Origin of the sequence: Novosphingobium ovatum, from assembly GCF_009909235.1 — a bacterium.
Classification (GTDB): Bacteria; Pseudomonadota; Alphaproteobacteria; order Sphingomonadales; family Sphingomonadaceae; genus Novosphingobium; species Novosphingobium ovatum.
The window spans coordinates 562534-584871 of sequence record NZ_JAAAPO010000002.1 but is presented as its reverse complement, the minus strand read 5'-3'; the positions used below and the strand labels follow the sequence as shown (position 1 = coordinate 584871).

Below are 22338 nucleotides of genomic sequence, written 5' to 3'. Positions count from 1 at the left end.
GATACGCGCAACATGACCGAACCGGCACGTCATCCGGACGTTCAACCGTCCGCTACCGATATCAAGCTGGTGATTGGCGCCAGTTCGGCAGGCACCATTTTCGAATGGTACGACTTTTTCATCTATGGGACGTTGGCCGGGATCATCGGCAAAACCTTTTTCCCGTCCGGGAACGAGACGCTGGAACTGTTGCTGGTGTGGGCCGGTTTTGCGGTGGGCTTTGGCTTTCGCCCGTTGGGTGCGGTATTGTTCGGCTTTCTGGGCGACCGGTTGGGACGCAAATATACGTTTCTGGTGACTGTGGTGCTGATGGGCATCGCGACGGCCGGGGTCGGGCTGATCCCCTCGGCCAAGGATATCGGCATTGCCGCGCCGCTGCTGGTGCTGGGCCTGCGGGTGTTGCAGGGTTTGGCGCTGGGCGGCGAATATGGCGGCGCGGCGATCTATGTCTCGGAACATTCCGCCCCGGACCGGCGCGGCTTCTTCACCAGCTTCATTCAGGCCAGCGTTGTGGGCGGGTTCATCCTTTCGCTGCTGGTGGTGCTGGGCTGCAAGACGCTGTTTGCCGCCGATGTCTGGGCGGCCTGGGCGTGGCGCGTGCCGTTTGTGCTCTCGCTGGTGCTGCTGGGGGTGTCGCTGTGGATGCGGATGAAGCTGTCGGAAAGCCCGGTGTTCCGCGCCATGCAGGAAGAGGGCGAACTGGCCGGCAATCCCTTTGTCGAAAGCTTTACCTATCCCGGCAACAAAAAGCGGATCGTGGTCGCGCTGTTTGGCGTGGCGGCGGGGATGACGGTGATCTGGTACACCTCGATGTTCTCGGCGCTCTCGTTCCTCAAAGGGCCGATGCGGATGGACGATACCGCGGCCGAATTGATCATTGGCGCGGCGGCGCTGTTGGGCGTGGGCTTTTATGTGCTGATGGGCTGGTGGTCGGACCGGGTCGGGCGCAAGCTGCCGATCGTGCTGGGCTATATCCTGACGCTGGCGATCCTGTTCCCGGTGTTCTGGGGCATTGCGGCGGTGGCCAATCCGGGGCTGGCCGAGGCGGCGCGCCGTTCGCCGGTGGTGGTCGCCGGGCCGGGGTGCAGCTATAACCCCTTTGAGACCGAGCAGAAGGCTGATTGCGGCAAGCTGTTGTCGGACCTGACGGCGTTGGGCGTCAGCTATACCCGCCATGACGCGCCCGCATTGGGCATGACCGTTGGCGGCGATGTGGTGCATCTGGACGCCTATCCGTTCGGGGACAAGGCGGCGCGGGTCAAGATGCTGCAAAAGCTGCTGACCGAGCAGGCCGGATATGACTTTGCCAAGGTGCATCCCACGCTGGGGCAGGCAGCGGTCATCGTGCTGCTGGTGATGGTGCTGGTCGGGCTGGCGGGCATGGCCTATGGGCCGTTGGCGGCGCTGTTGTCGGAAATGTTCCCGGCGCGGATCCGCTATTCCTCGATGAGCATCCCCTATCACATCGGCACCGGCTATTTCGGCGGATTTCTGCCGCTGATCGCCAGCTATATCGTTGCGCGCCATGGTGATCCGTTTGCCGGATTGTGGTACACATGGGGTGTGGTGGCGCTGGCGCTGGCGGTGGCTTTGTGGGGACTGCAATGGGGCAAACCGCGCGAATTTGATGATGCCTGAAGCCAAACTGCCCGATCTGCCGCCCGCCACGCTGCGGCTGGACATCAACCGCGATGCGCTGGTGGGCAATTGGCGCGCGCTCAACGCCTTGTCGGGCGGGAGCGCGGATCGGGCGGCGGCGGGCGCGGCGGTCAAGGCGAATGCCTATGGCCTGGGCGCGGTGGGGGTGGCGCGGGCGCTGCATGGCGCCGGGTGCCGCGACTTTTTCGTTGCCCACTGGGCCGAGGCGGCCGAACTGTTGCCGCATGTCCCGGCCGGCGGGATTGCCGTGCTGCATGGCGTGCTGAACCCGGCAGAGGCGGCGTGGGCCATGGCCACAGGCGTGGTGCCGGTGATCAACTCGGTGGCGCAGGCGCGGGTGTGGCGCGATGCGGGCGGCGGGCGATGCCATCTGATGGTGGACAGCGGGATGACCCGGCTGGGCGTGCCGCGCGGCGATTGGGCCGACCCGGCGATCGCCGCGCTGGAGGTGGACCTGCTGCTCTCGCATCTGGCATCAGCCGATGAGGATGTGGCGCAGAACGGGGCGCAACTGGCGCGCTGGCAGGCGGCGCGCGGCGTGATCGCCCACCGCCGCGCCAGTCTGGCCAATAGCGCGGGGATCGCGCTGGGCGGTGATTATCTGGGCGATCTGACGCGGCCCGGTCTGGGGTTGTATGGCGGGATCGCCCGGCCCGAACTGGCCCCCCATATCGCGCAGGTGCTGCGCCCGCAGGCGGCGCTGTTGCAGGTGCGCGATGTCGCGGCAGGCGACGCTCTGGGTTATAACGCTACCTTTGTCGCGCCGCATGCGATGCGCGTGGGGGTGGTGGCGCTGGGCTATGCCGATGGGTTTTTGCGCTGTTGGTCGGGGCGGGGCGTGCTGCGCGATGCGGCCGGGGCCGCGCTGCCGGTGCTGGGCCGGGTCAGCATGGACCTGACGATTGTCGCGCTGGATGCTGCGTCCGCCTTGCGCGAAGGCGACTGGCTGACGCTGGATTACCATCTGCCCTTGGCGGCGGCGCAATCGGGCCTGTCGCAATATGAGCTGCTGACCTTGCTTGGTCGGCGGTTTTTGCGACTTTTGTAGGGGCTTCAGTGCGATATCGCTGCGCAGCATTGTGTTGCGCTGCACCACTATACAGTGTTACGCTGCGCTTTGTGTCGCAAGGAGGAGAGGGCCTATGACCGAAGCGGGTGCCAAGGACAATACCGTCATCATCAAAAAGTACGCCAACAGGCGGCTTTATAACACCCAGTCGTCCAGCTATATCACGCTGGACCATCTGGCCAAGATGACGCGCGAGGGGATCGATTTCCGGGTGCTGGATGCCAAATCGGGCAATGACATCACCCATCAGATCCTGACCCAGATCATCATGGAAGAGGAAGCCAGCGGCGAGCAGATGCTGCCGGTCAATTTCCTGCGCCAGTTGATCGGCATGTATGGCAATCAGATGCAGTCGCTGGTCCCGCATTATCTGGAGGCGAGCATGGACCAGTTCCGCGCCAACCAGATGAAGCTGCGCAAAGCGTTCGAGGACAGCATGGAGACCAATCCGCTGGCCCGTCTGGCCCAGCAGAACATCGCCATGTTCCAGGCGGCGGCGGCCGCCTTTATGCCCGGCGCAGAGGGCGTGGCCAAGGGTATGGACAACCCGGCCGATGCCGCCCCCACCGCCGAGGCGCCCAAGGACGATCTGAACGCCTTGCGCGCGCAGATGGCCGAAATGCAGAAAAAGCTGGATCAGCTGGTCAAGTAACCGCTGAACCCCATTGAACGGGCGGGTGTGTCGTGGACTGGACACGCCCGCCTTTTCTTTTGCGGTTTTTTGGCGCGGTGGGGTTTGAAAAGCCGCGCGCGCGGCGCTAACGCTGCGCCCCATGAACCAGAAGACTCAAGGCTCGACCCCCAAGATCCGCCACGCCCTGACCATCAAGCGCGAGGAGGATTTCGCGCAATGGTATCAGCAGGTCATCTCCGAAGGCGAGATGGCCGAGGAAAGCGGCGTGCGCGGCTGCATGGTGATCAAGCCGTGGGGCTATGGCATCTGGGAACGCATTCAAAAGATCATGGACGCCCGGATCAAGGACGCGGGCGTCGACAATTGCTATTTCCCGCTGTTCATCCCGCTGTCCTATTTCAGCAAGGAAGCCGACCATGTGGACGGTTTTGCCAAGGAAATGGCGGTTGTCACCCACCACCGCCTGATCGCCGATGGCAAGGGCGGGCTGATCCCCGATCCCGAGGCCAAGCTGGAGGAGCCGTTGATCGTGCGCCCCACCAGCGAGACGGTGATCGGCGCGGCCATGGCGCGCTGGGTGCAGTCGTGGCGCGACCTGCCGTTGATGGTGAACCAGTGGGCCAACGTTGTGCGCTGGGAAATGCGCACCCGCATGTTCCTGCGCACCAGCGAATTCCTGTGGCAGGAGGGCCATACCGCCCATGCCGACCGCGATGACGCGATGACCGAAACGCTGCGCGCGCTGGAAATGTACCGCGACTTTGCCGAAAACGTGCTGGCCATGCCGGTGATCGCCGGTGAAAAGCCCGAGAACGAGCGCTTTCCCGGTGCTGTGGCCACCTATAGCATCGAGGCGATGATGCAGGATGGCAAGGCGTTGCAGGCGGGCACCTCGCATTACCTTGGCACCGGCTTTGCCGAGGCGGCGGGCATCCGCTATCAGGACAAGGAAGGTCAGCAGGCGCTGGCCCACACCACTTCGTGGGGTGTGTCGACCCGCATGATCGGTGGCGTGATCATGACGCATGGCGATGACGATGGGTTGCGCGTGCCGCCGGCCATCGCGCCGCATCAGATCATCATCCTGCCCATGCTGCGCGAGGATGAGGGCGACGAGGCGCTGTTGGCCTATTGCGAGGAGATCCGCCGCGCGCTGATCGGGCAACAGGCGCTGGGCGAACCGGTCCGCGTGCTGCTGGACAAGCGCCCCGGCAAGGCGACGCAAAAGCGCTGGGCCTGGGTGAAGAAGGGCGCGCCGATCATTCTGGAAATCGGCGGGCGCGATGCGGCCGGCGGCATGGTCAGCGTGCTGCGCCGCGACCAGATCTGGCGTGAGGATGCCAAGACCAACTTTGTCGCCCAGTCGCGGGAAGATTTCATCGCCGCCGCCGCCGCCACGCTGGAGGACATCCAGCGCAGCCTGCACGCGCAGGCGACCGAGCGGCGCGACGCCAACATCACGCGTGGGCTAACGACTTTGGCGCAAGTGGCTGAATTCTTTGACGACAAGAACCGCTATCCCGGCTGGGTCGAGCTGAATTGGGCCCGCCCGACCGGCGCGGCACTTGAGAAAGTGGTTGAGCAGTTGAAGGCGTTGAAGCTGACCATCCGCAACACCGCGATGGACGCGGCGCCTGCCGAGGGGACCTGTCCCTTTACCGGCGAACCGGCGGTTGAACGGATCTACGTGGCGCGGTCCTACTGATGTGGGCGGCGCTGGTTCTGCTGGCGGGCGGGGCGGCGGCAGCGCCCGCCCTGCCGCCCTATGGCTTTGGCCCGATCCTGTCGCTGGCCGATCCCGCGCCGCCGCCCAACCGCGCGATCGAGGCGCGCTATACCCCCGCCTTTGTCCGCTGCATCGGGCGGGCGGATCTGAGCACGATCACCCATAACGAATGCCTCTCGGCCGAGATGAAGGTGCAGGACGCGCGGTTGAACGCCGCGTGGCGGGTGGTATTCCAGCGCGTCGGCTCCGCCCGCCAACCGGCGCTGCGCCGCGCCCAGCGCGCATGGATCGCCGCGCGTGACAAACATTGTCTGGCCCAGTCCAAGGAGGCCGAGGGCGGCTCGCTGGAGGCCATCGAATATGGCGGCTGCATGGTGGACGAAACGATCCGCCGCACACTGTGGCTGGAAGGTTTGCGCTAAAACCCGCACTGGCGCTATGGGGCGATGCGCTCTATGGCGGGGCGCATGAATGATCGCAAACCCCGCAGCAAGACCCCCACGCGCGCGCCGCGCCATGAGCCGGGCCTGCCCACACCGCAACAGATCCTGGACCTGATCGCCAATGCCGAGGGCGAGGTGGGCAAGCGCGAGATCGCCAAGGCGTTCGGCCTGAAGGGGCATGAGAAGATCCAGCTCAAGGCCGTGTTGAAGGACATGGCCAACGAAGGGCTGATCGATGGCAAGCGCACCGCCTATCACCGCATGGGTGGCGTGCCCAAGGTGACCGTGCTGCGCGTGATCGAGATCGAGGACGGCCAGCCCATCGCCATCCCCGACAAGTGGGAACCGGATGAACCCATCGCCCCTCCCCGCCTGCGGGTGATTGAGCCGCGCGGGCCAAAGAAGGGCCCGGCGATGAAGGGCGTGGGCGCGCTAAAGCCGGGCGACCGCATTCTGGCCCGCACCGAGGAAGTCGGCGGCGAGGGCACGGGCAAGGGCTGGCTGGCCCATCCGATGAAAAAGATGCCCAATGCCGCCGAACAGGTGATGGGCATTGTCGAACTGGACGGCACCGGCAAGGGCTGGCTGGCCCCGGTCGACAAGCGTGAACGACATGCGCAGCCGATCAGCGATCTGGGCGGGGCCGAGGAAGGCCAATTGGTCATGGCAGAACCCGCCGGCCGCAGCCCCAAGTCGGGCGTGCGGGTGACGGCGGTGTTGGGCGATCCGCTGGCGCCGCGCAGTTTCAGCCTGATCGCCATTGCCAAGCACGGCATCCCCCATGTCTTTACCGGCGAGGTTCTGGACGATGCGCAGGACGCCGCGCGCGAACCGTTGAGCCATGACCGCCGCGAGGATCTGACCCATTTGCCGATCGTCGCCATCGACCCGGCCGATGCGCGCGACCATGATGACGCGATCTGGGCCGAACCTGACGGGCAGGGCGGCTGGCGGGCGCTGGTGGCGATTGCGGACGTCTCGTTCTATGTCCGCCCCGGCAGCCCGCTGGACCGCGAGGCGCGCAAGCGTGGCAATTCCGTCTATTTCCCCGACCGCGTGGTGCCGATGTTGCCAGAGGTGCTCTCGGCCGATGTCTGTTCGCTCAAGGCTGGGGCGCCGCGTGCGGCGATAGCCTGCCACATGAACATCGCCGCCGATGGGCGGATCACCGATTGGCGCTTTACCCGCGCCATCGTCCGCATCGCCGAAGTCATCCCCTATGAGGAGGCGCAGGCCCGCGTCGATGAAGAGCGCGCCGAGCCGCATCTGCTGCATCTGTGGGACGCGTGGAAGGCATTGGCCGCGGCCCGTCTGCGCCGCGACCCGCTGGAACTGGACATCCCCGAACGCCGCGTCATGCTGGACGACAAGGGCCGCATCGCCAGCATCGCCATGCGCGAGCGGCTGGACGCCCACCGCGTGGTCGAGGACTTCATGATCGCGGCCAATGTCGCGGCGGCAAAGGCTCTGGAGGCCAAGGTGCAGCCGGTGGTCTATCGCATCCACGAGCCACCCAGCCGGGAAAAGCTGTTGGCGCTGCGCGATTATCTGGCCACGTTTGAACGCAAGCTGGCGCTGGGTCAGGTGATCACGCCGGGCCTGTTCAACCGCATGTTGAAGGATGTTGCGGATGAGACGGAAAAGGCGCTGATCATGGAATCGGTGCTGCGCAGCCAGACGCAGGCCTATTACGGGCCCAAGAATGCCGGGCATTTCGGTCTGGCGCTGGGGTCATACGCCCATTTCACCAGCCCGATCCGCCGCTATTCCGACCTGTTGGTGCATCGCGCGCTGGTCGATGGCTATGGTCTGGAGCAGCCCGCGCCGCAGGGCGACATGCCCGAGACATCCGGCCTTGCCCCGCGTGACCGGGCCGATCTGGCCCGCATTTGCGACGCGATCAGCGGCACCGAACGCCGCGCGATGGAGGCCGAGCGCGAGACGATCGACCGCTATGTCGCGGCGTGGCTGTCGACCCGCGTGGGTGAGGTGTTCGATTGCCGCATCACCGGCGTTCAGCGCTTTGGTCTGTTTGCCACGATCATTGGCCTTGGCGGCGATGGTTTGGTGCCGGTGTCGGTGCTGGGTGATGAACGCTTTTTCCATGACGAGAAGGCGCAGGCGCTGGAGGGCGAGCGCACCGGCACGCGTTTCTGTATCGGTGACATCATCCGCCTGCGTCTGGCCGAGGCAAATGCCCTGACCGGCGCGTTGAAGTTTGAGCCTGAGGACAGCGATGGCCGGATCGAGACTCGGGGCGCGCCGCCGCCGTCTGGTGGGCCGGGGATGAAGCGCCGGGGTGCTCATCTGGTGGGTAAACGTGGTCGCCCTGCGAATATTCGCCATCAGGGGCGCAAGCGCTGATACGGGCAGGGCGGGGGGATTCTCCCGCCCTTGCCACATCAGCTCAGCCGGTCGATCTCGGCCTCGCTCATGCTGCCCGGAATGATGAACAGGGGGCAGGGCAATGCGCCCAGACCGGCGCCGGCAAAGTGGCTGACCAATGGCCCCGGCGTGCCTCCTTGGCCAGCGCCCAGCACCAGCGCCGCGACCTCTGGATGTTCGGCCAGATAGTCACGAATGATCTTTACCCCGTCGCCTTCGCGCACGGAAATAACCGGCATATGGCCGCTTTCCGACAGGACATTGCCCGCAGCCGCTGTGGCCAGCACCTCGGCCCGGTCGCGGGCTTCCTCCTCGATGGTGGCCTGAATGCCGCCGAACGCGACAAAAGGCTGACGCGGGACCAGCGCGATGATATGTACCGCGCCGCTGGTTTTTGCCGCGCGCCGCGCAGCAAAGCGCAGCGCTACACGCGCCTCCTCGGTCTCGTCCATGATCACCAGATATACGCGCATACCCAGACCCCACCCGCCATCGCGGCCGTTATAAATTGTGTGCGTCCGCTATCACCTACAAACGTATTTCGCGCAATAGTCTTGCCGTGAGCGCGCATTTTGGCCAGAAGCCGGATGATTCCACCATAGTCGTAAGAGGACACGAAACCGCCCATGCCGATCGCGATCAAGATGCCCGCGCTGTCGCCCACCATGGAGCAGGGGAAGCTGGCCAAGTGGCTGGTCAAGGTTGGTGATACCGTCTCGTCGGGCGATATCATGGCCGAGATCGAAACCGACAAGGCCACCATGGAGTTTGAAGCCGTCGATGAAGGCGTGATCGTCTCGATCGACGTCGCCGAGGGTACGGACAATGTGGCCGTCGGCACCATCATCGCCCAACTGGCCGGTGAAGACGAGGACGCCAGTGCCGCGCCCGTCGCCGCCGCTGCCCCCGCCGCGCCCAAGGCTGCTGCGCCGGTTGCCGCCGCTGCGCCTGCCGCCGCGCCCGCGCCTGTGGCCAAGGCTGCCGCCGGTGACCGCGTCATCGCCAGCCCGCTGGCCAAGCGTATCGCCGCGCAAAAGGGTGTTGATCTGGCAGGGGTTGCCGGGTCGGGCCCGAATGGCCGCATCGTCAAGGCTGACGTGGAAAGCGCCAAGCCCGGTGCCGCCGCGCCTGTGGCCGCTGTTGCTGCTGCGTCCGTCGCCGCAGCCCCGGTGCCTGCCGCGCCCTCGGTTCTGCCCGATTTTGGCATCCCGCATTCGGATCTGCCGCTCTCGGGCATGCGCAAGACCATCGCGCGCCGCCTGACCGAATCCAAGCAGCAGGTGCCGCACATCTATCTGACCGTCGACGTGCGCCTCGACGCGCTGCTCAAGCTGCGTGGCGAGCTGAACGCTTCGCTCGCCGCCCGCAATGTCAAGCTGTCGGTCAACGACATGCTGATCAAGGCGCTGGGCGTGGCGCTGGAGACGGTGCCGCAGTGCAATGTCGCCTTTGCCGGTGACAATCTGCGCCAATACACCCGCGCCGATGTGTCGGTCGCGGTGTCGATCCCGGGCGGCCTGATCACCCCGATCATCACCGATGCCGCGGGCAAGAGCCTGTCGAAGATCAGCACCGAGATGGGCGATCTGGCCAAGCGCGCCAAGGACGGCAAGCTGGCCCCCAGCGAATATGTGGGCGGCACCGCCAGCCTGTCGAACATGGGCATGATGGGCATCAAGCAGTTCGAGGCCGTGATCAACCCGCCTCAGGCGATGATCATGGCGATCGGCGCGGGCGAAAAGCGTCCCTGGGTCATGGAAGATGGCTCGATCGGCGTGGCCACGGTCATGTCGGCCACCGGCAGCTTTGACCACCGCGCGATCGACGGCGCCGATGGCGCGCAACTGATGGCCGCCTTCCGCACGCTGGTGGAAAACCCGCTCGGCCTGCTGGCCTGATGGAGCCGCTCAAGCTGAGCCCGGCGGTGGAGCCGATCATTCGCGTTACGGCGATGCCTGCTGACGCCAATGTCTATGGCGACATTTTCGGCGGGTGGCTGTTGTGTCTGATGGACAATGGCGCGGGGCTGATTGCCGCGCGCCATTCGCGCGGCCGCGCGGTGACCATCGCCATGGACGGGGTACAGTTCCTCAAGCCGGTCAAGGTGGGGGATGAAGTCTCTGTTTATGGAGAGTTGCGCAAGGTCGGGCGTTCCTCGATGACCATCGCCATCGAGGCATGGCGACGCCCGCGTTTCGAACAGGAAGCGATGAAGGTGACCGAAGCGGTTTTCACCTTTGTCGCGGTGGATGACAACGGCCGGTCGCGACCGGTTGTGCAGGAGTAAGTCTTGTGGCTGAACAGTATGATGTGATCGTTCTGGGGTCGGGCCCGGGTGGCTATGTGGCGGCGATCCGCTCGGCCCAGCTGGGTCTGAAGACCGCGATCGTCGAGCGTGAAAATCTGGGCGGCATCTGCCTCAATTGGGGCTGTATCCCGACCAAGGCCCTGCTGCGCAGCGCCGAGGTGTTCCACCAGATGCAGCACGCCAAGGCTTATGGTCTGGCGGCCGACAACATCCGCGCCGATCTGTCGGCCGTGGTGGCGCGTTCGCGCGGGGTGGCCAAGCAGCTCAATCAGGGCGTCACCCACCTGATGAAGAAGAACAAGATCACCGTGCACATGGGCGTGGGCAAGCTGCTCAAGCCCGGCCAGTTGCAGGTGACCGCCGCCGACGGCAAGGTGGAAACCCTGTCGGCCAAGAACATCATCATCGCCACGGGCGCCCGCGCCCGCGACCTGCCCTTTGCCAAGGCGGACGGTGAGCGCGTGTGGACCTATCGCCACGCGATGACGCCCAAGGAGATGCCGAGCAAGCTGCTGGTCATCGGTTCGGGCGCGATCGGCATCGAATTCGCCAGCTTCTACAACGACATGGGCGCCAGCGTCACCGTCGTCGAGATGATGGACCGCATCGTTCCGGTCGAGGACAAGGACGTCTCGGCGTTTCTGGAAAAGGCGCTGGTCAAGCAGGGGATGAAGATCCTGACCGGCACGGGCGTTGATGGCATCACCACCAGCGCCACCGGCATCAAGGCCAAGATCAAGGCCAAGGACGGCAAGGTCACCGAGGAAGATTTCAGCCATGTGATCGTCGCGGTGGGCGTGGCCCCCAACACCGAGAATATCGGTCTGGAAGAGCTGGGCATCAAGGCCGAGCGTGGCATCATCGCCATCGACCCCTATGGCCGCACCAACGTCAAGGGCGTGTGGGCCATTGGTGACGTGACGCCCGGCCCGTGGCTGGCGCACAAGGCCAGCCATGAAGGCGTGACCGCCGCCGAAGCTATCGCGCAGGAGTTGGGCAACAAGGACGTGCACCCGCATGGTCTGGACCGCAACAACATCCCGGGCTGCACCTATTGCCACCCGCAGATCGCCAGCGTGGGGCTGACCGAGGCCAAGGCCAAGGAAGCCGGCCATGACGTCAAGGTCGGCCAGTTCCCCTTCATCGGCAATGGCAAGGCGATCGCGCTGGGTGAGCCGGAAGGCTTTATCAAGACGGTGTTCGACGCCAAGACCGGCGAATTGCTGGGCGCGCACATGATCGGCGCCGAAGTGACCGAGATGATCCAGGGCTTTGTCGTGGGCAAGCAGCTGGAAACCACCGAGGCCGAGTTGATGCAGACGGTGTTCCCGCACCCCACGATCAGCGAATCGATGCATGAAAGCGTGCTGTCGGCCTATGGCCGCGCGATCCATATCTGATCGTTGATACGCGCATAGAGGCCGGGCAGGGGGCTTGCCCCCACCCGGCATGACAACCAGCGCCCCGCCAGCCCGATTTGCATGGGCGGGCGGGGCGTTTGTCATTTCTGGCGGATGGTCGGACGATCAGGCTTACCCGCATTAACCACTTTACCCGCCCTTAACCACACCTGGCATAGGGTATTACGCGTAGACACACACATGGTGATGCGCGGGAGTAAGGCGCGATGCTCGATATCTTTGACCTGATCGGATCGGTGCTGCGCAACACGCTGGTCGTGGCCGTCGCCGCGCTGTGGGGCTGGACCTCCACGCTGTTTCAGGGGCAATGGGCCGCGTTTCTGGCGATGTTCGGCACTGGCGGCAGGGTGGCCGCGGTGGTGATCGTCGCGCTTGTGGTGCTGGCCGGTTTTGTGGCGCTGGTCTCACTGGTGCGCGGCATGGCCACGCAGAGCGTGCGCAAGGCGACGCGCCGCCTGTATGGCGCCGAAGACCCGCTGGCACATGAGGCCTTTGATCCGGACGCGATCATTGCCCGCCACATTGCCGCCCGCAACGCCGAACACCACCGCAAGCGCCGGTTGCAACCCACGCCGGTGACGCCCGCAGGTTTTGGCCGCAAGGGTTTGGCGGCGGTCTGAGGCCGCGTCAGCGCAGCGTTTGCACCAGATGGTCAAACACCGCAGGATGCAGCGGATCGACAAAATGGCACAGCACGCTGGCCAGACTGGCATCGACAATCCGGGCTGAGAGAACCTGTAATCCGGGTAGGCGGATGCGCAGCAATTGCGTCACATCCAGCGGCACCGGGCCGTCAATGCAAAACCCGCCGGGCGCCAGTTGGCGCAATTGCACCCGCCGCCACGCATGGCTGCTTTGTCGTACCTCGACCGGCAAGGACAGCGCCGCCGCACCGGGCAGATGCGCCAGTGCGGGCCGTTCGGTCTGAAAGCGCGAAAAATCAGGAATGTCGGTCATCAGGTGGCTCCTGCCCCAATGCCCGGTTAAACGATCGCGGTTAACACTCTGTTAGGAAACGGGCAGAAAAATGCAGTGATCGCCGATATTTGGCGTTCACACTTGACGGCTTTGCCCCGGCGCCACACCATCCAGCGTCCAGTCCCCAATCCGCCAGCGCACCAGCCGCAGCGTGGGATGCCCCACGGCGGCGGTCATGCGCCGCACCTGACGATTGCGGCCTTCGGTGATGGTCAGGCTGATCCAGCAATCAGGCACGCTTTTGCGGAAACGTACCGGTGGGTCGCGCGGCCACAGGGCGGGGGGATCGATCCGTTCGGCGCGGGCGGGCAGGGTCAGGCCGTCCTTCAGCCGCACCCCGCGCCGCAAAGCCTCCAGCGCGGCCGCATCCGGCTCACCCTCCACCTGCACCAGATAGGTCTTGGGCGCCTTGAACTTGGGATGGGCGATGCGCGCCTGTAACCGGCCATCGTCGGTCAGCAGCAACAGCCCCTCGCTGTCCAGATCCAGCCGCCCGGCGGCATAGACCCCCGGCGTATCGATATAATCGGCCAGCGTCGGGCGTGGTTCGCCCTGCCGCTCGTCGGTGAACTGGCACAAGACGCCATAGGGTTTGTTAAACAAGATCAACGTCATCGGCCCAGACCCCGGCGAAACATACCCATGCCTCCCGCCTTTGGTTGCGCGCGGGGCGCGCCGCCGGTTGCGGGCGGGAACCGGGCGGCCATGCCCGATCCCCGCGCAAAAAGCAAAGCCGCCAAGCCCCAAACGCGATCAGGGCGTTTTCTTGCCCATGGTCACGCCGGCGAAATAGTTCACTTCGCTTGGCGAAGGGTTGACCGTGTGCACCGTAAAGGCTGCCCCGAACTCGGCCGCGTTGGGGCCGAACAACATGCCTTGCGCATTGGCCGTATAATTGGCGCCTGCCCCAATGGCCGAAAAACCGGGCAGCGTGGTGCAGGTCTGGCCGCAACTGCTGTTCATCGTTCCGCTCATGCTGATATTGCCGATCGTCCGCGTCACGCCGGTGGCGCGATCAACCGCCGACAGGTTCAGCGCCAGATTGGCGGTGTTGGTGCCAAAGTCGATCCCCAGCGTGCTGGTGCCCGACAGATCGGCCGTGGCGGCGCCGTATGATGTCGTACCCTGTCCCACCACCACGCCGGTATAGTTGGCCGTACCGCTCCTGGGGATCTGTGACAGGGGCGTTGCCTCGCCAAAGGGAACGTACCAATTGATGTCCTGCGACATGCCAAGGTAGGTGCCCGTACCGTTCACCGCGGCAAAGCTGCTGTAGGTCAGCGCGACCAGCGGATTGGCCGCCCCGCTGTTCAGCACCCGCACGTCGCCGCTGGCGGTGTGATAGAGGCTGTAGGTGCTGTCGCTTTGCCCGGCCAAGCGGTCGGCGCTGGAAAAGCTGATATCCAGCGGCAAGGCCCCCAGATTGATCCCGGTGGTCACCGATACCATGTGATAGCTGCCGGTGTCGGCGTTGTAGATCACATTGATGTTGGCATCGGTGTTCAGGAACGCGCTGGGGCTGGTGACTGCAAAAGCGGTCGCGCCGGTCAGCATGTTCAATCCGGTCAGGCTGGCCAATGGGGTCAGCGCCGGCGCGCGCGGCGTCACGGTGGTTGTCGGCGTCCCGGCAAAGGCCGCCACCAGCCGCGCCCCGTCCGAAGGCGTCGCGTTGATCACGCCGCCCACTTCCTGCGCGGCGGGGCCGAAGAACTTGCCCGTCAGCCCGGCCGAATAGGTCAGCGCGCCGTCAAACTGAACCGTGCCCGTCAGCGCATTGGCCGAAGACGACAGGGTGCCGCTGCCGGTCCAGCCGCCGTTGTTGTCGGGCACAGAGCAGCACAATCCGGCATTGGTGGTCGGCAGGCTGAGCGTGTAATTGCCCGAGGTGCTCAGCGTGCCCGCCGCCAGATCCACCGCCAATTGGCCGGTGCCATTGATCGTGTGCAGCGTCCCACCCGGCTGTGCCACCGCGCCCAGCAGGCCGATGTTGAACAGCGCGTTGCCGGTGCGCGGCACGGCGCTGGCGGCGGTTTCAAACCCATAGGCATAAGCATTGACACTGGTGGGCGTATTCATCCGGTCCCAGATCGTGCCCGCGCGGGTATAGCTCAACTGTTCAGGCCGGACGTAGTCATAGCCCAGCGCGTAATTGCTGTAGAGGCTGTTGTCGGGGCCATAGGTAAAGCTGCCATCAGACCGCAGATATTGCGGCGGCAATCCGCCCGTTCCGACAAAGATGGCATAAATCTCTGGCCCGGCGGTGATGTTCGAGAGCGTGCCGCGCGCCGGCTGATCGGACGGCGTGGGTGAGGGGGTGGCAGTGAATGAGGCATTCATGGGGGCAAAGAAGGTATCGCTGGTCAGCGACCCGAACGCGATAGAGGTATTGATCGGCGTGCTGTTGCGCGACCCCCAGAACACCCCGCTGGCCGCTGTGCCATAGGTGCTGGAATAGGAGGACCAGGTGGCGCCGATCTCTTCGGCCGAAGGGCCATACAGATTGCCCTGCCACGTCGCGTTGAACAGGTTGGTCAGCGCGATCTGCCCGGTAAAACTGTTGGACGATGCCGACAGCCGCGCCACCGCGTTCCACGGCTGATTGCTGACGACAATCCCTGTCAGCGTGCTTTGCTGGTCGTAACTGCCCGTAGTGACCAGCGTGCCATGCGCGAAATCGATGTCCAGCTTGCCCGATCCGCCCAGCACGTTGATGTCCTGCGAGGCAAAGACCACACCCAGCAGGCGCACGTCATACATCGCCGTCCCCGCGCGCGGCACCGCGCTGTTGGGGGTCTGCACGCCATAGGCAAACCCGGTCGAACGCGCGTCAAGCGTCGTCGCGCCATCAACCTCGTGCAGCCAGATCCCCGCGCCGACATAGCGCGTCAGCGGCGAGGTGGTGCCGTTGTTGACCAGAATGACCGTGTCCGTGGTGCTGCCGCTGGTCACCGCATAGGTCGTGGATGAGGCGGTTGTTTGCGTGCGGTCGATGTTGGCCGTGCCAAAGGCCACGCTGCGGGTGCCATCGTTGAGCGTATAGGTGCCGCTGGTCGCGTTGTAGATGATGCTGAGCGTTGCCGCGCCCGCGCCGGTGGTGGCATAATTGCCGTTGCGGGGCACGCTGAAGGTGGCGGCGGTGGCGGTGTTGCGGAACGCCTCGGTCGCCAGCGTGCCGATCAGGCTGGCGTTGGCCCCGGCGGTGGGGGTGGGGGTGGGCGAGGGGGTGGGCGCTGGCGTCGAACCTGTGCCGCCACTGTCGCCCCCACCACAGCCCGACAAGGCCAGGATCAAACCCAATGCTCCCAGGCTGGCGCCTGAATATTTGCCGATCATGTCGCGTCCCCAAATCCCATTCACCCGCGCAAAAGCCGTTGCGCGGGCCGCCCCAGACGCGGACCCGCCAACGCCTTGAGGCGATAGCCGTCCCGTCCCAACAAAGGGACGAGTGTGTAGACGTTGCGATGAAAAATGCCCTCAGCATGGGCGTAATTTGAACAGTCGCGACAATAACGCCGCAAAACCGCTCCCGCCCATGTCAAACCTTCGCCCCGTAAGGGAGGGTTTAGGAACGCGATGGTTTATTGTCCATATTCGTCGCAGAAATATTTCAGCAATTCGCGCGACATAGCGGCTCCAGCACTAAATACCCCAGCCAAAACCATCCGGGATACCCAAGCCGCCAAAGATGTTGGGCAATTGGCGGACAGGGTGTCCGCCTGAAAAGCGCAGATTTCCTGGGCTTTTGAGCTTGGAAGAGCATCTACCCACCAAGCTTCCCACCACATGCGCGGCATAACGAATCGCCCCACCACGTGCAAGGCAAGAACTACATCGAGTATCTGAGGTCAGGATGTCTGGTCGATCCACTGGCTGGTCATGTATGGCTACTGGCGAACAGCGTTGAACTTCGCCGCGTCATCGGGCACTACCTCCCCCAACGGAGGCTATACCCTTGAACCACCAATCGCTTTCCAATTTCATCTGGTCCGTGGCGGACCTCCTGCGCGGCGATTATAAGCAGTCCGAATACGGCCGCGTCATCCTGCCCTTCACCGTGCTGCGCCGCCTCGACTGCGTCCTGGCACCCACCAAGGATGCCGTGCTGAAGGAGGCCGAGGCTGGCCGCCCTGATCCCTTCCTGATCCGCGCGGCTGGCATGCAGTTCTTCAACCGCAGCCCGCTCGACCTTGCCAAGCTGATCGGCGATCAGGACAATATCGGCACAAACCTCCTGTCCTACATCCAGGGCTTCTCGCCCGAGGTGCGCGACATCTTCGAGCAGTTCGAATTCGCCGCCCAGATCGACCGGCTGGCCAAGAACGGCCTGCTCTACCAGGTCACCGAGCGCTTTGCGGGCATCGACCTCCACCCCGCCCGCGTCGACAACGCCCAGATGGGCCTCGCCTTCGAGGAACTGATCCGCAAGTTTGCCGAAATCAGCAACGAGACGGCCGGTGAACACTTCACCCCGCGCGAGGTGATCCGCCTCATGGTCAACCTGCTCTTCGTCGAGGACGATGAAGTGCTGACCAAGCCCAGCGTCGTGCGCTCCATTTACGACCCCACGGCGGGCACCGGCGGCATGCTCTCCATCGCCGAGGAATACCTGCGCGAACACAACCCCACCGCCCAGCTCACCATGTGGGGCCAGGAACTCAACCCCGAGTCCTATGCCATCTGCAAGGCCGACATGCTTATCAAGGGGCAGGACATCACCAAGATCGTGCAGGGCAACACCCTGTCCGACGATGGCCACCCCGCCGCCCGCTTTGACTACATGCTCTCCAACCCGCCCTTTGGCGTGGAATGGAAGAAGGTTCAGAAAGAGGTGCAGGACGAGCACCAGCGCCAAGGCCACGCTGGCCGCTTTGGCCCCGGCCTGCCGCGCGTGTCGGATGGCTCTCTGCTGTTCCTTATGCACCTGCTCTCCAAAATGCGCCCCCACGCCGAGGGTGGCTGCCGCTTTGGCATCGTCCTCAACGGCTCGCCCCTCTTCACCGGCGGCGCGGGCAGCGGCGAGAGCGAGATCCGCCGCTATGTGCTGGAAAACGATCTGGTCGAGGCGATCATCGCGCTGCCCACCGACATGTTCTACAACACCGGCATCGCCACCTATGTCTGGATCCTGTCGAACAAGAAGCCGCAGGCCCGCACCGGCAAGGTGCAACTGATCGACGCCAGCAGTTTTTGGCAAAAGATGCGCAAATCGCTCGGCTCCAAGCGCAAGGAGATGGGCGAAGCGCATATTGACGACGTGACGCGCCTGTTCGGCGGCTTTGTCGAGGCGCAATTGGCCACACTGATCGACGCCGGCGGCAAGGAAGTCTCGCGCCGGATCATCATCGCGGGCGAGGCCGCGCCCGAGGCACCAGAGGGTGGCAAACTCAAACTCGCGCCCCTCTCGCGCATCTTCCCTACGCAAGCCTTTGGCTATCGCACCATCACTGTTGAGCGCCCCTTGCGCGACGAGGCGGGCAAGGTGGTGCTGGGCCAGAAGGGCAAGGCCAAGGGCAAGATGCAGCCCGACAGCGCCCTGCGCGATACTGAGAACGTGCCTTTGTCCGAGGATGTCGAGGCCTATTTCGCGCGCGAGGTGAAGCCCCATGCCCCAGATAGCTGGATCGACGAGACCAAGACCAAGGTCGGCTATGAGATCCCCTTCAACCGCCATTTCTATGTCTTTGAGCCGCCCCGTCCGCTGGCCGAGATCGACGCCGAGCTGGCGGGCGTGACCGCGCGCATTCAGGCGATGCTGGCGGAGTTGGCCGCGTGAGCTTCCCCCCTTATGCCGAGTATAAGGACAGCGGCGTGGCGTGGCTGGGCGCGGTGCCGGGGCATTGGGAGGTGACGCGTCTCAAGCTTGCCTGCGAGGTATTTCCAAGCAACGTCGACAAAAAGTCGGTTGAGGGCGAAGCCGCCGTGCGTTTGTGCAATTACACCAATGTCTATTATCACGAACGTATCACGGACGATTTCCCGTTCATGGAGGCAACGGCGACGGACGATCAGATAGCTCGCTTTACACTAAAGGCTGGCGACACAATCATCACGAAGGATTCCGAAACGCCTGACGACATCGCCCGCTCCGCCTACGTTCCTGAAACGCTGGAAGGTGTAATCTGCGGCTACCACCTTTCTATGGTTAGGCCGCGTGAGGTCGCATGCGGCGCCTTCATAAAGCGGTATTTCGACACTCCTTCGGCCCGAGCATACTTCCACGTTAGCGCCAACGGCCTGACGCGCGTTGGCCTCGGCCAATACGCGTTGGATAATGCACCGATTGCCTTGCCCCCGCTTGCCGAGCAGGAGGCGATTGCGGGCTTTCTGGATCGGGAGGTGGGCAAGATTGATGGCTTGGTGGCAGAGCAGGAGCGCTTGATCGCGCTGCTGAAGGAAAAGCGCCAAACGGTCATCTCCCACGCCGTCACCAAAGGCCTCAACGCATCCGCCCCCCTGAAAGACAGCGGCATCGAATGGCTCGGCCAAATCCCAGAGCACTGGGAGGTGAAGCCTTTGAAGTATGGCATCAGCTTCATCGAGTCAGGCGTCAGCGTAAATGCAATCGACGTGCCAGCCTCCGACGACGAGATAGGCGTCCTGAAAACAAGCGCGGTTTACACGGGCCAATTTCGCCCAGAGGAAAACAAAGCCGTCATCGCTGAAGAACGAGATCGAGCGAGTTGCCCGGTCAAGGCGGGCTGCTTGATCGTCAGTCGCATGAACACGCCTGATCTTGTTGGGGCGACGGGCTTGGTCATCGAGGACGCACCGAACCTCTTTTTGCCTGATCGCCTGTGGCAGGTGCATTTTTCCGAGCTGGAGCCTGCTTTCACGCACCTTTGGACGCAAAGCCCGTTCTACCGCTCGCAAGTGCAGGTTGCTTGCGCTGGAACCAGTTCCAGTATGCAGAACCTGTCGCTCGACGAGTTCAAGAGCTTCCTGTGTCCGTTTCCGCCAACCGATGAGCAGGCGCAGATTGCAGTTCGGGTTGTTGAAGTCATGTCGGGCTATGAGAAATTGATGACCGAAGCCCAATCCGCCATCACCCTGCTGCAAGAACGCCGCGCCGCGCTGATCTCGGCTGCCGTCACCGGCAAAATCGACGTCCGCGCCGCCGCCTTAGACTCGACCGCCGAACTGGAAACCGCATGAGCATCGACAAACTCATCGCCAAGATCCCCACCATGTCGCCCGACGAGCGCAAGACGATGCGCGCCAATGCCGAGGCGAAAGCCGCCACCGGCGATGCCAACGCCGCCAAGGTCCTCGCCGCGCTGGACGCGCAAGACGCCGAGGAAAACCGCCTGACCCAGCAAGCCCGCGCCGAAAAGGTGGTCGAACTAGACCAAGCCTCGCCCACCGCCCGTGTGAAACTGGCCTTCGAGCTAGAGCCGACCACCCCCGGCGAGGACAAGCTGATCCAGACCTTGCTCGACCATCCCGGTAGCACCAATGCCGATCTGACCGCGCTGCACGGCTGGCGGGACGGCGCATGGGACATGCAGTTCGGATACATGTGCGCCAAGCGCCAAGATTTCCTGTGGCCGCTGGAACCAGCAGTGCGCAATGACCTTGCCCCCAACATTGACATGCTGACCATCAAAACCCGCGATGAAGAAGGCGTGCTGCGCTATCGACTGAAGCCAGAGGCGATTGAGGCCTTCAAGCTGCTGGGCTTTCGGGTGAAATCGCTATGACCCGCGCAACCGGCCGCAGCCTTGAGCTGTATTACATCGATGGCCGCCCCGATGGGATGCTGACCGCCGAGATGTTCAACTGGACGGGGCATGTGCTGATGACCCCGCGCACCCAGATCGCCATCGCGCTGGCGCGCCCAGAGGCAAGCTATGCGGGCATCTACCTCTTGCTGGGCGAGCAGGAGGGCGAACCGCTGGCCTATATCGGCGAAGGCGAGGACATCTCGGCCCGCATCCGCAGCCATGATGTGAAGAAGGACTGGTGGACCAGCGCCATCCTGATCACGGCGGCAGCCAACAAGCTGAACAAGGCCCATGTGCGCTATCTGGAAGCGCGCCTGATCGCCGAGGCAAAGAGCATCGGGCGCATGCCGCTGGAAAACAGCGTGGCCCCCAGCCTGCCAGGTCTGAGCGAGGCCGATCAGGGCAAGATGGAAGCCTTCCTGGAAAACCTGCTGGTGGTGCTGCCTGCCGTGCGGGTAGACATGTTTATCCAGAGGGCGCGGTCGGCGCCCAAGGCTGCAGTGACAGCGCCTGTGGCGGCTTGGTCAGAGCAGGAGGCGCGGTTTGTGCTGGAAAACAAAAAGCACAACCTCACCGCATACGCCGTTCTGGACGGCGGCGAGTTCATTGTAGAGGCAGGTTCTCATGCCCGGCTCAATTGGGAGAGCAAGGCGGCGCGCGTGCATGGGTATGGCCTTCTGCATGCGGAATTGAAGACATCGGGCGTGCTGCAACAGGACGGCGAGCGTTGCATCTTCGCTCAAAGCTACGCCTTTCAAAGCCCAAGTGCCGCCGCCGCCGTTGTCGATGGCAGACCAGCGAACGGGACCACGGAATGGCTGAATGTGGCCACCCGACAGACTTACAAGGAATGGGAAGCCAGCCGCATTGAGGCAACCCAAGTGATGGAGCCTGCCTGATGCCGGTGTACGAACTCGTCGATGGACGGCTGGCCGCTGCGAACCAGACCTTGTTCCAGACCGAGGGGCTGAAGGAGCGCCAGGACATCCAGCGCATGCTGCGCGAGCAGATCGCGGTGCTGGGCGACGACCTCTTCGTGCTCGCCGAAGAATACGGCGGCTGGGTGGACAGCAACCGCCGCATTGACCTCCTGTGCCTCGATAGCGACGCCAATCTGGTGGTGGTCGAACTGAAGCGTGACGATGCGGGCCATATGGAACTCCAGGCCTTGCGCTATGCCGCCATGGTGGCGCGTATGACCTTTGCCGAGGCTATCGACGCCCATGCCGAGTTCCGCCGCCGCAATGGTCTGGACGCAGAAGGGGCCGAGGCTGCCATCCTCGCTTTTCTGCGATGGGATGAGGCGGCAGAGGAAGGCTTTGCCCAATCGGTGCGGATCGTGCTGGCCTCTGCCGATTTCGGCAAGGAACTGACCACTGCCGTCTTGTGGCTGCGCGATCAAGGCATCGACATTACCTGCATTCGCCTAAGCCCATGCAAGCTGTCGGATGGGCGGTTGCTGCTCGATGTGCAGCAAATCATCCCTCTGCCCGAGGCCGCGACATTCCAGACCCAGATCGGGCTGAAGCGGCAGGCGGAACGCAAGGATCTTAGTGAGCAACATCAACGCTTCGTGCGTTTCTGGGGGCAATTGATGGCCTTACCCAACGCCACTTTCTATCATGGCAAGTCAGTGCCAGTCGGGGGCTGGCTCGGAGGTAAGACGCGGGTCGAAGGGATTACGATCAATCTCTCGCTTCGCAAGTCTGACTGCCAGGCCGAAATCAATATTGATAAAGGGCGCGGCGCAGATGGCCAGAATTTGGCCATCTTTGATCATCTTCTGACCCATAAGGCTGAAATCGAGGCCCGATTTGGTGGGGCGCTAGAATGGATGAGGCTGGAGAAGGCGCGATCTTGTCGAGTAGCCGCAATTCGCCCCGGAGGGGCTTCAACGCCTGAGAACGAATGGGACGTTCTACAGCAAGACCTCCTCAACATGGCACATCGCCTGCATGATGCCGTCATCCCATTCCTTGAAGCCCAGAATTGAT

20 protein-coding genes are annotated in these 22338 nt (G+C 63.8%); 15 read left to right on the top strand and 5 right to left on the bottom strand.

All coding sequences use genetic code 11. From position 1 onward, the window contains the following. The first annotated feature begins 12 nt into the window (after positions 1-12). The 6 genes from GTZ99_RS06820 to GTZ99_RS06795 all read left to right on the top strand — a co-directional run bounded on the left by GTZ99_RS06820 (position 13) and on the right by GTZ99_RS06795 (position 7895). Entirely contained in the window at positions 13-1638 is a 1626-nt protein-coding gene (locus GTZ99_RS06820; RefSeq protein ID WP_161717496.1) for an MFS transporter, read from the top strand. After that, a complete protein-coding gene (locus GTZ99_RS06815; RefSeq protein WP_161717495.1) occupies positions 1628-2707 on the top strand; it encodes an alanine racemase in 1080 nt (359 codons plus the stop codon). Before GTZ99_RS06820 ends, GTZ99_RS06815 begins: the two co-directional genes overlap by 11 nt. Before the next feature lie 94 nt (positions 2708-2801). Beyond that, complete coding sequence (phaR, locus tag GTZ99_RS06810; RefSeq protein WP_161717494.1) at positions 2802-3380, top strand: polyhydroxyalkanoate synthesis repressor PhaR; 579 nt, start codon at positions 2802-2804, stop codon at positions 3378-3380. Between the two features lie 121 nt (positions 3381-3501). After that, positions 3502-5067, top strand: a complete 1566-nt coding sequence (gene proS, locus GTZ99_RS06805) for a proline--tRNA ligase (protein ID WP_161717493.1) — start codon at positions 3502-3504, stop codon at positions 5065-5067. Next, positions 5067-5510 carry a lysozyme inhibitor LprI family protein gene (locus GTZ99_RS06800; protein WP_161717492.1) on the top strand — a complete coding sequence of 148 codons (444 nt, stop codon included), beginning with the start codon at positions 5067-5069 and terminating at the stop codon, positions 5508-5510. Before proS ends, GTZ99_RS06800 begins: the two co-directional genes overlap by 1 nt. A gap of 45 nt (positions 5511-5555) precedes the next feature. Beyond that, on the top strand, positions 5556-7895 hold the full coding sequence (locus GTZ99_RS06795; protein ID WP_201742393.1) for a ribonuclease R family protein: 2340 nt from the start codon (positions 5556-5558) through the stop codon (positions 7893-7895). Between the two features lie 38 nt (positions 7896-7933). On the opposite strand, the gene GTZ99_RS06790 is transcribed toward GTZ99_RS06795, so the two are convergent. After that, on the bottom strand, positions 7934-8389 hold the full coding sequence (locus GTZ99_RS06790) for a universal stress protein (RefSeq protein ID WP_161717490.1): 456 nt from the start codon (positions 8387-8389) through the stop codon (positions 7934-7936). Between the two features lie 153 nt (positions 8390-8542). Between GTZ99_RS06790 and GTZ99_RS06785 the strand changes: the two genes are divergently transcribed. The 4 genes from GTZ99_RS06785 (at position 8543) to GTZ99_RS06770 (ending at position 12265) form a co-directional block, all read left to right on the top strand. Further along, the gene (locus tag GTZ99_RS06785) at positions 8543-9814 is read left to right on the top strand and encodes a pyruvate dehydrogenase complex dihydrolipoamide acetyltransferase (RefSeq protein WP_161717489.1); all 1272 of its coding nucleotides are present in this window, start codon (positions 8543-8545) and stop codon (positions 9812-9814) included. Beyond that, entirely contained in the window at positions 9814-10203 is a 390-nt protein-coding gene (locus GTZ99_RS06780) for an acyl-CoA thioesterase (protein ID WP_161717488.1), read from the top strand. The genes GTZ99_RS06785 and GTZ99_RS06780 overlap by 1 nt, the downstream gene beginning before the upstream one ends. Before the next feature lie 5 nt (positions 10204-10208). Beyond that, the gene (lpdA, locus tag GTZ99_RS06775; RefSeq protein ID WP_161717487.1) at positions 10209-11624 is read left to right on the top strand and encodes a dihydrolipoyl dehydrogenase; all 1416 of its coding nucleotides are present in this window, start codon (positions 10209-10211) and stop codon (positions 11622-11624) included. A gap of 227 nt (positions 11625-11851) precedes the next feature. Next, the gene (locus tag GTZ99_RS06770; protein ID WP_161717486.1) at positions 11852-12265 is read left to right on the top strand and encodes a hypothetical protein; all 414 of its coding nucleotides are present in this window, start codon (positions 11852-11854) and stop codon (positions 12263-12265) included. Between the two features lie 7 nt (positions 12266-12272). Here the strand turns inward: GTZ99_RS06770 and GTZ99_RS06765 are convergent, their stop codons facing one another. The 4 genes from GTZ99_RS06765 to GTZ99_RS06750 form a co-directional block, all read right to left on the bottom strand. Next, positions 12273-12602 (bottom strand): PilZ domain-containing protein, encoded by a 330-nt coding sequence (locus GTZ99_RS06765; RefSeq protein ID WP_161717485.1) that lies wholly within the window; start codon positions 12600-12602, stop codon positions 12273-12275. A 96-nt stretch (positions 12603-12698) separates the two neighbouring features. Continuing rightward, positions 12699-13238, bottom strand: coding sequence for an rRNA large subunit pseudouridine synthase E (locus GTZ99_RS06760; protein WP_161717484.1), 540 nt, complete (start codon positions 13236-13238; stop codon positions 12699-12701). Between the two features lie 138 nt (positions 13239-13376). Next, the gene (locus GTZ99_RS06755; RefSeq protein ID WP_161717483.1) at positions 13377-15956 is read right to left on the bottom strand and encodes a HupA family protein; all 2580 of its coding nucleotides are present in this window, start codon (positions 15954-15956) and stop codon (positions 13377-13379) included. Between the two features lie 245 nt (positions 15957-16201). Beyond that, positions 16202-16408 (bottom strand): hypothetical protein, encoded by a 207-nt coding sequence (locus GTZ99_RS06750; protein ID WP_161717482.1) that lies wholly within the window; start codon positions 16406-16408, stop codon positions 16202-16204. A gap of 167 nt (positions 16409-16575) precedes the next feature. Here GTZ99_RS06750 and GTZ99_RS06745 point away from each other — a divergent pair, with 167 nt between their 5' ends. The 5 genes from GTZ99_RS06745 to GTZ99_RS06725 are packed head-to-tail and all read left to right on the top strand — an operon-like array spanning position 16576 to position 22337. Then, positions 16576-18396 (top strand): type I restriction-modification system subunit M, encoded by a 1821-nt coding sequence (locus GTZ99_RS06745; protein ID WP_161717481.1) that lies wholly within the window; start codon positions 16576-16578, stop codon positions 18394-18396. Beyond that, positions 18393-19775 carry a restriction endonuclease subunit S gene (locus GTZ99_RS06740; protein ID WP_161717480.1) on the top strand — a complete coding sequence of 461 codons (1383 nt, stop codon included), beginning with the start codon at positions 18393-18395 and terminating at the stop codon, positions 19773-19775. Before GTZ99_RS06745 ends, GTZ99_RS06740 begins: the two co-directional genes overlap by 4 nt. Next, entirely contained in the window at positions 19772-20320 is a 549-nt protein-coding gene (locus GTZ99_RS06735) for a hypothetical protein (protein ID WP_161717479.1), read from the top strand. The genes GTZ99_RS06740 and GTZ99_RS06735 overlap by 4 nt, the downstream gene beginning before the upstream one ends. Next, positions 20317-21243 (top strand): GIY-YIG nuclease family protein, encoded by a 927-nt coding sequence (locus GTZ99_RS06730; protein ID WP_161717478.1) that lies wholly within the window; start codon positions 20317-20319, stop codon positions 21241-21243. The genes GTZ99_RS06735 and GTZ99_RS06730 overlap by 4 nt, the downstream gene beginning before the upstream one ends. Beyond that, the gene (locus GTZ99_RS06725; RefSeq protein WP_161717477.1) at positions 21243-22337 is read left to right on the top strand and encodes a DUF4268 domain-containing protein; all 1095 of its coding nucleotides are present in this window, start codon (positions 21243-21245) and stop codon (positions 22335-22337) included. Before GTZ99_RS06730 ends, GTZ99_RS06725 begins: the two co-directional genes overlap by 1 nt. Position 22338 lies beyond the last annotated feature (1 nt).

Excerpts from the sequence above, each read along its gene's own strand:
- GTZ99_RS06820 (WP_161717496.1), top strand. The coding sequence starts at position 13 with ATGACCGAACCGGCACGTCATCCGGACGTTCAACCGTCCGCTACCGAT.
- GTZ99_RS06815 (WP_161717495.1), top strand. The coding sequence starts at position 1,628 with ATGATGCCTGAAGCCAAACTGCCCGATCTGCCGCCCGCCACGCTGCGG.
- phaR (WP_161717494.1), top strand. The coding sequence starts at position 2,802 with ATGACCGAAGCGGGTGCCAAGGACAATACCGTCATCATCAAAAAGTAC.
- proS (WP_161717493.1), top strand. The coding sequence starts at position 3,502 with ATGAACCAGAAGACTCAAGGCTCGACCCCCAAGATCCGCCACGCCCTG.
- GTZ99_RS06800 (WP_161717492.1), top strand. The coding sequence starts at position 5,067 with ATGTGGGCGGCGCTGGTTCTGCTGGCGGGCGGGGCGGCGGCAGCGCCC.
- GTZ99_RS06795 (WP_201742393.1), top strand. The coding sequence starts at position 5,556 with ATGAATGATCGCAAACCCCGCAGCAAGACCCCCACGCGCGCGCCGCGC.
- GTZ99_RS06790 (WP_161717490.1), bottom strand. The coding sequence starts at position 8,389 with ATGCGCGTATATCTGGTGATCATGGACGAGACCGAGGAGGCGCGTGTA.
- GTZ99_RS06785 (WP_161717489.1), top strand. The coding sequence starts at position 8,543 with ATGCCGATCGCGATCAAGATGCCCGCGCTGTCGCCCACCATGGAGCAG.
- GTZ99_RS06780 (WP_161717488.1), top strand. The coding sequence starts at position 9,814 with ATGGAGCCGCTCAAGCTGAGCCCGGCGGTGGAGCCGATCATTCGCGTT.
- GTZ99_RS06770 (WP_161717486.1), top strand. The coding sequence starts at position 11,852 with ATGCTCGATATCTTTGACCTGATCGGATCGGTGCTGCGCAACACGCTG.
- GTZ99_RS06765 (WP_161717485.1), bottom strand. The coding sequence starts at position 12,602 with ATGACCGACATTCCTGATTTTTCGCGCTTTCAGACCGAACGGCCCGCA.
- GTZ99_RS06760 (WP_161717484.1), bottom strand. The coding sequence starts at position 13,238 with ATGACGTTGATCTTGTTTAACAAACCCTATGGCGTCTTGTGCCAGTTC.
- GTZ99_RS06755 (WP_161717483.1), bottom strand. The coding sequence starts at position 15,956 with ATGATCGGCAAATATTCAGGCGCCAGCCTGGGAGCATTGGGTTTGATC.
- GTZ99_RS06750 (WP_161717482.1), bottom strand. The coding sequence starts at position 16,408 with ATGTGGTGGGAAGCTTGGTGGGTAGATGCTCTTCCAAGCTCAAAAGCC.
- GTZ99_RS06735 (WP_161717479.1), top strand. The coding sequence starts at position 19,772 with ATGAGCATCGACAAACTCATCGCCAAGATCCCCACCATGTCGCCCGAC.
- GTZ99_RS06730 (WP_161717478.1), top strand. The coding sequence starts at position 20,317 with ATGACCCGCGCAACCGGCCGCAGCCTTGAGCTGTATTACATCGATGGC.
- GTZ99_RS06725 (WP_161717477.1), top strand. The coding sequence starts at position 21,243 with ATGCCGGTGTACGAACTCGTCGATGGACGGCTGGCCGCTGCGAACCAG.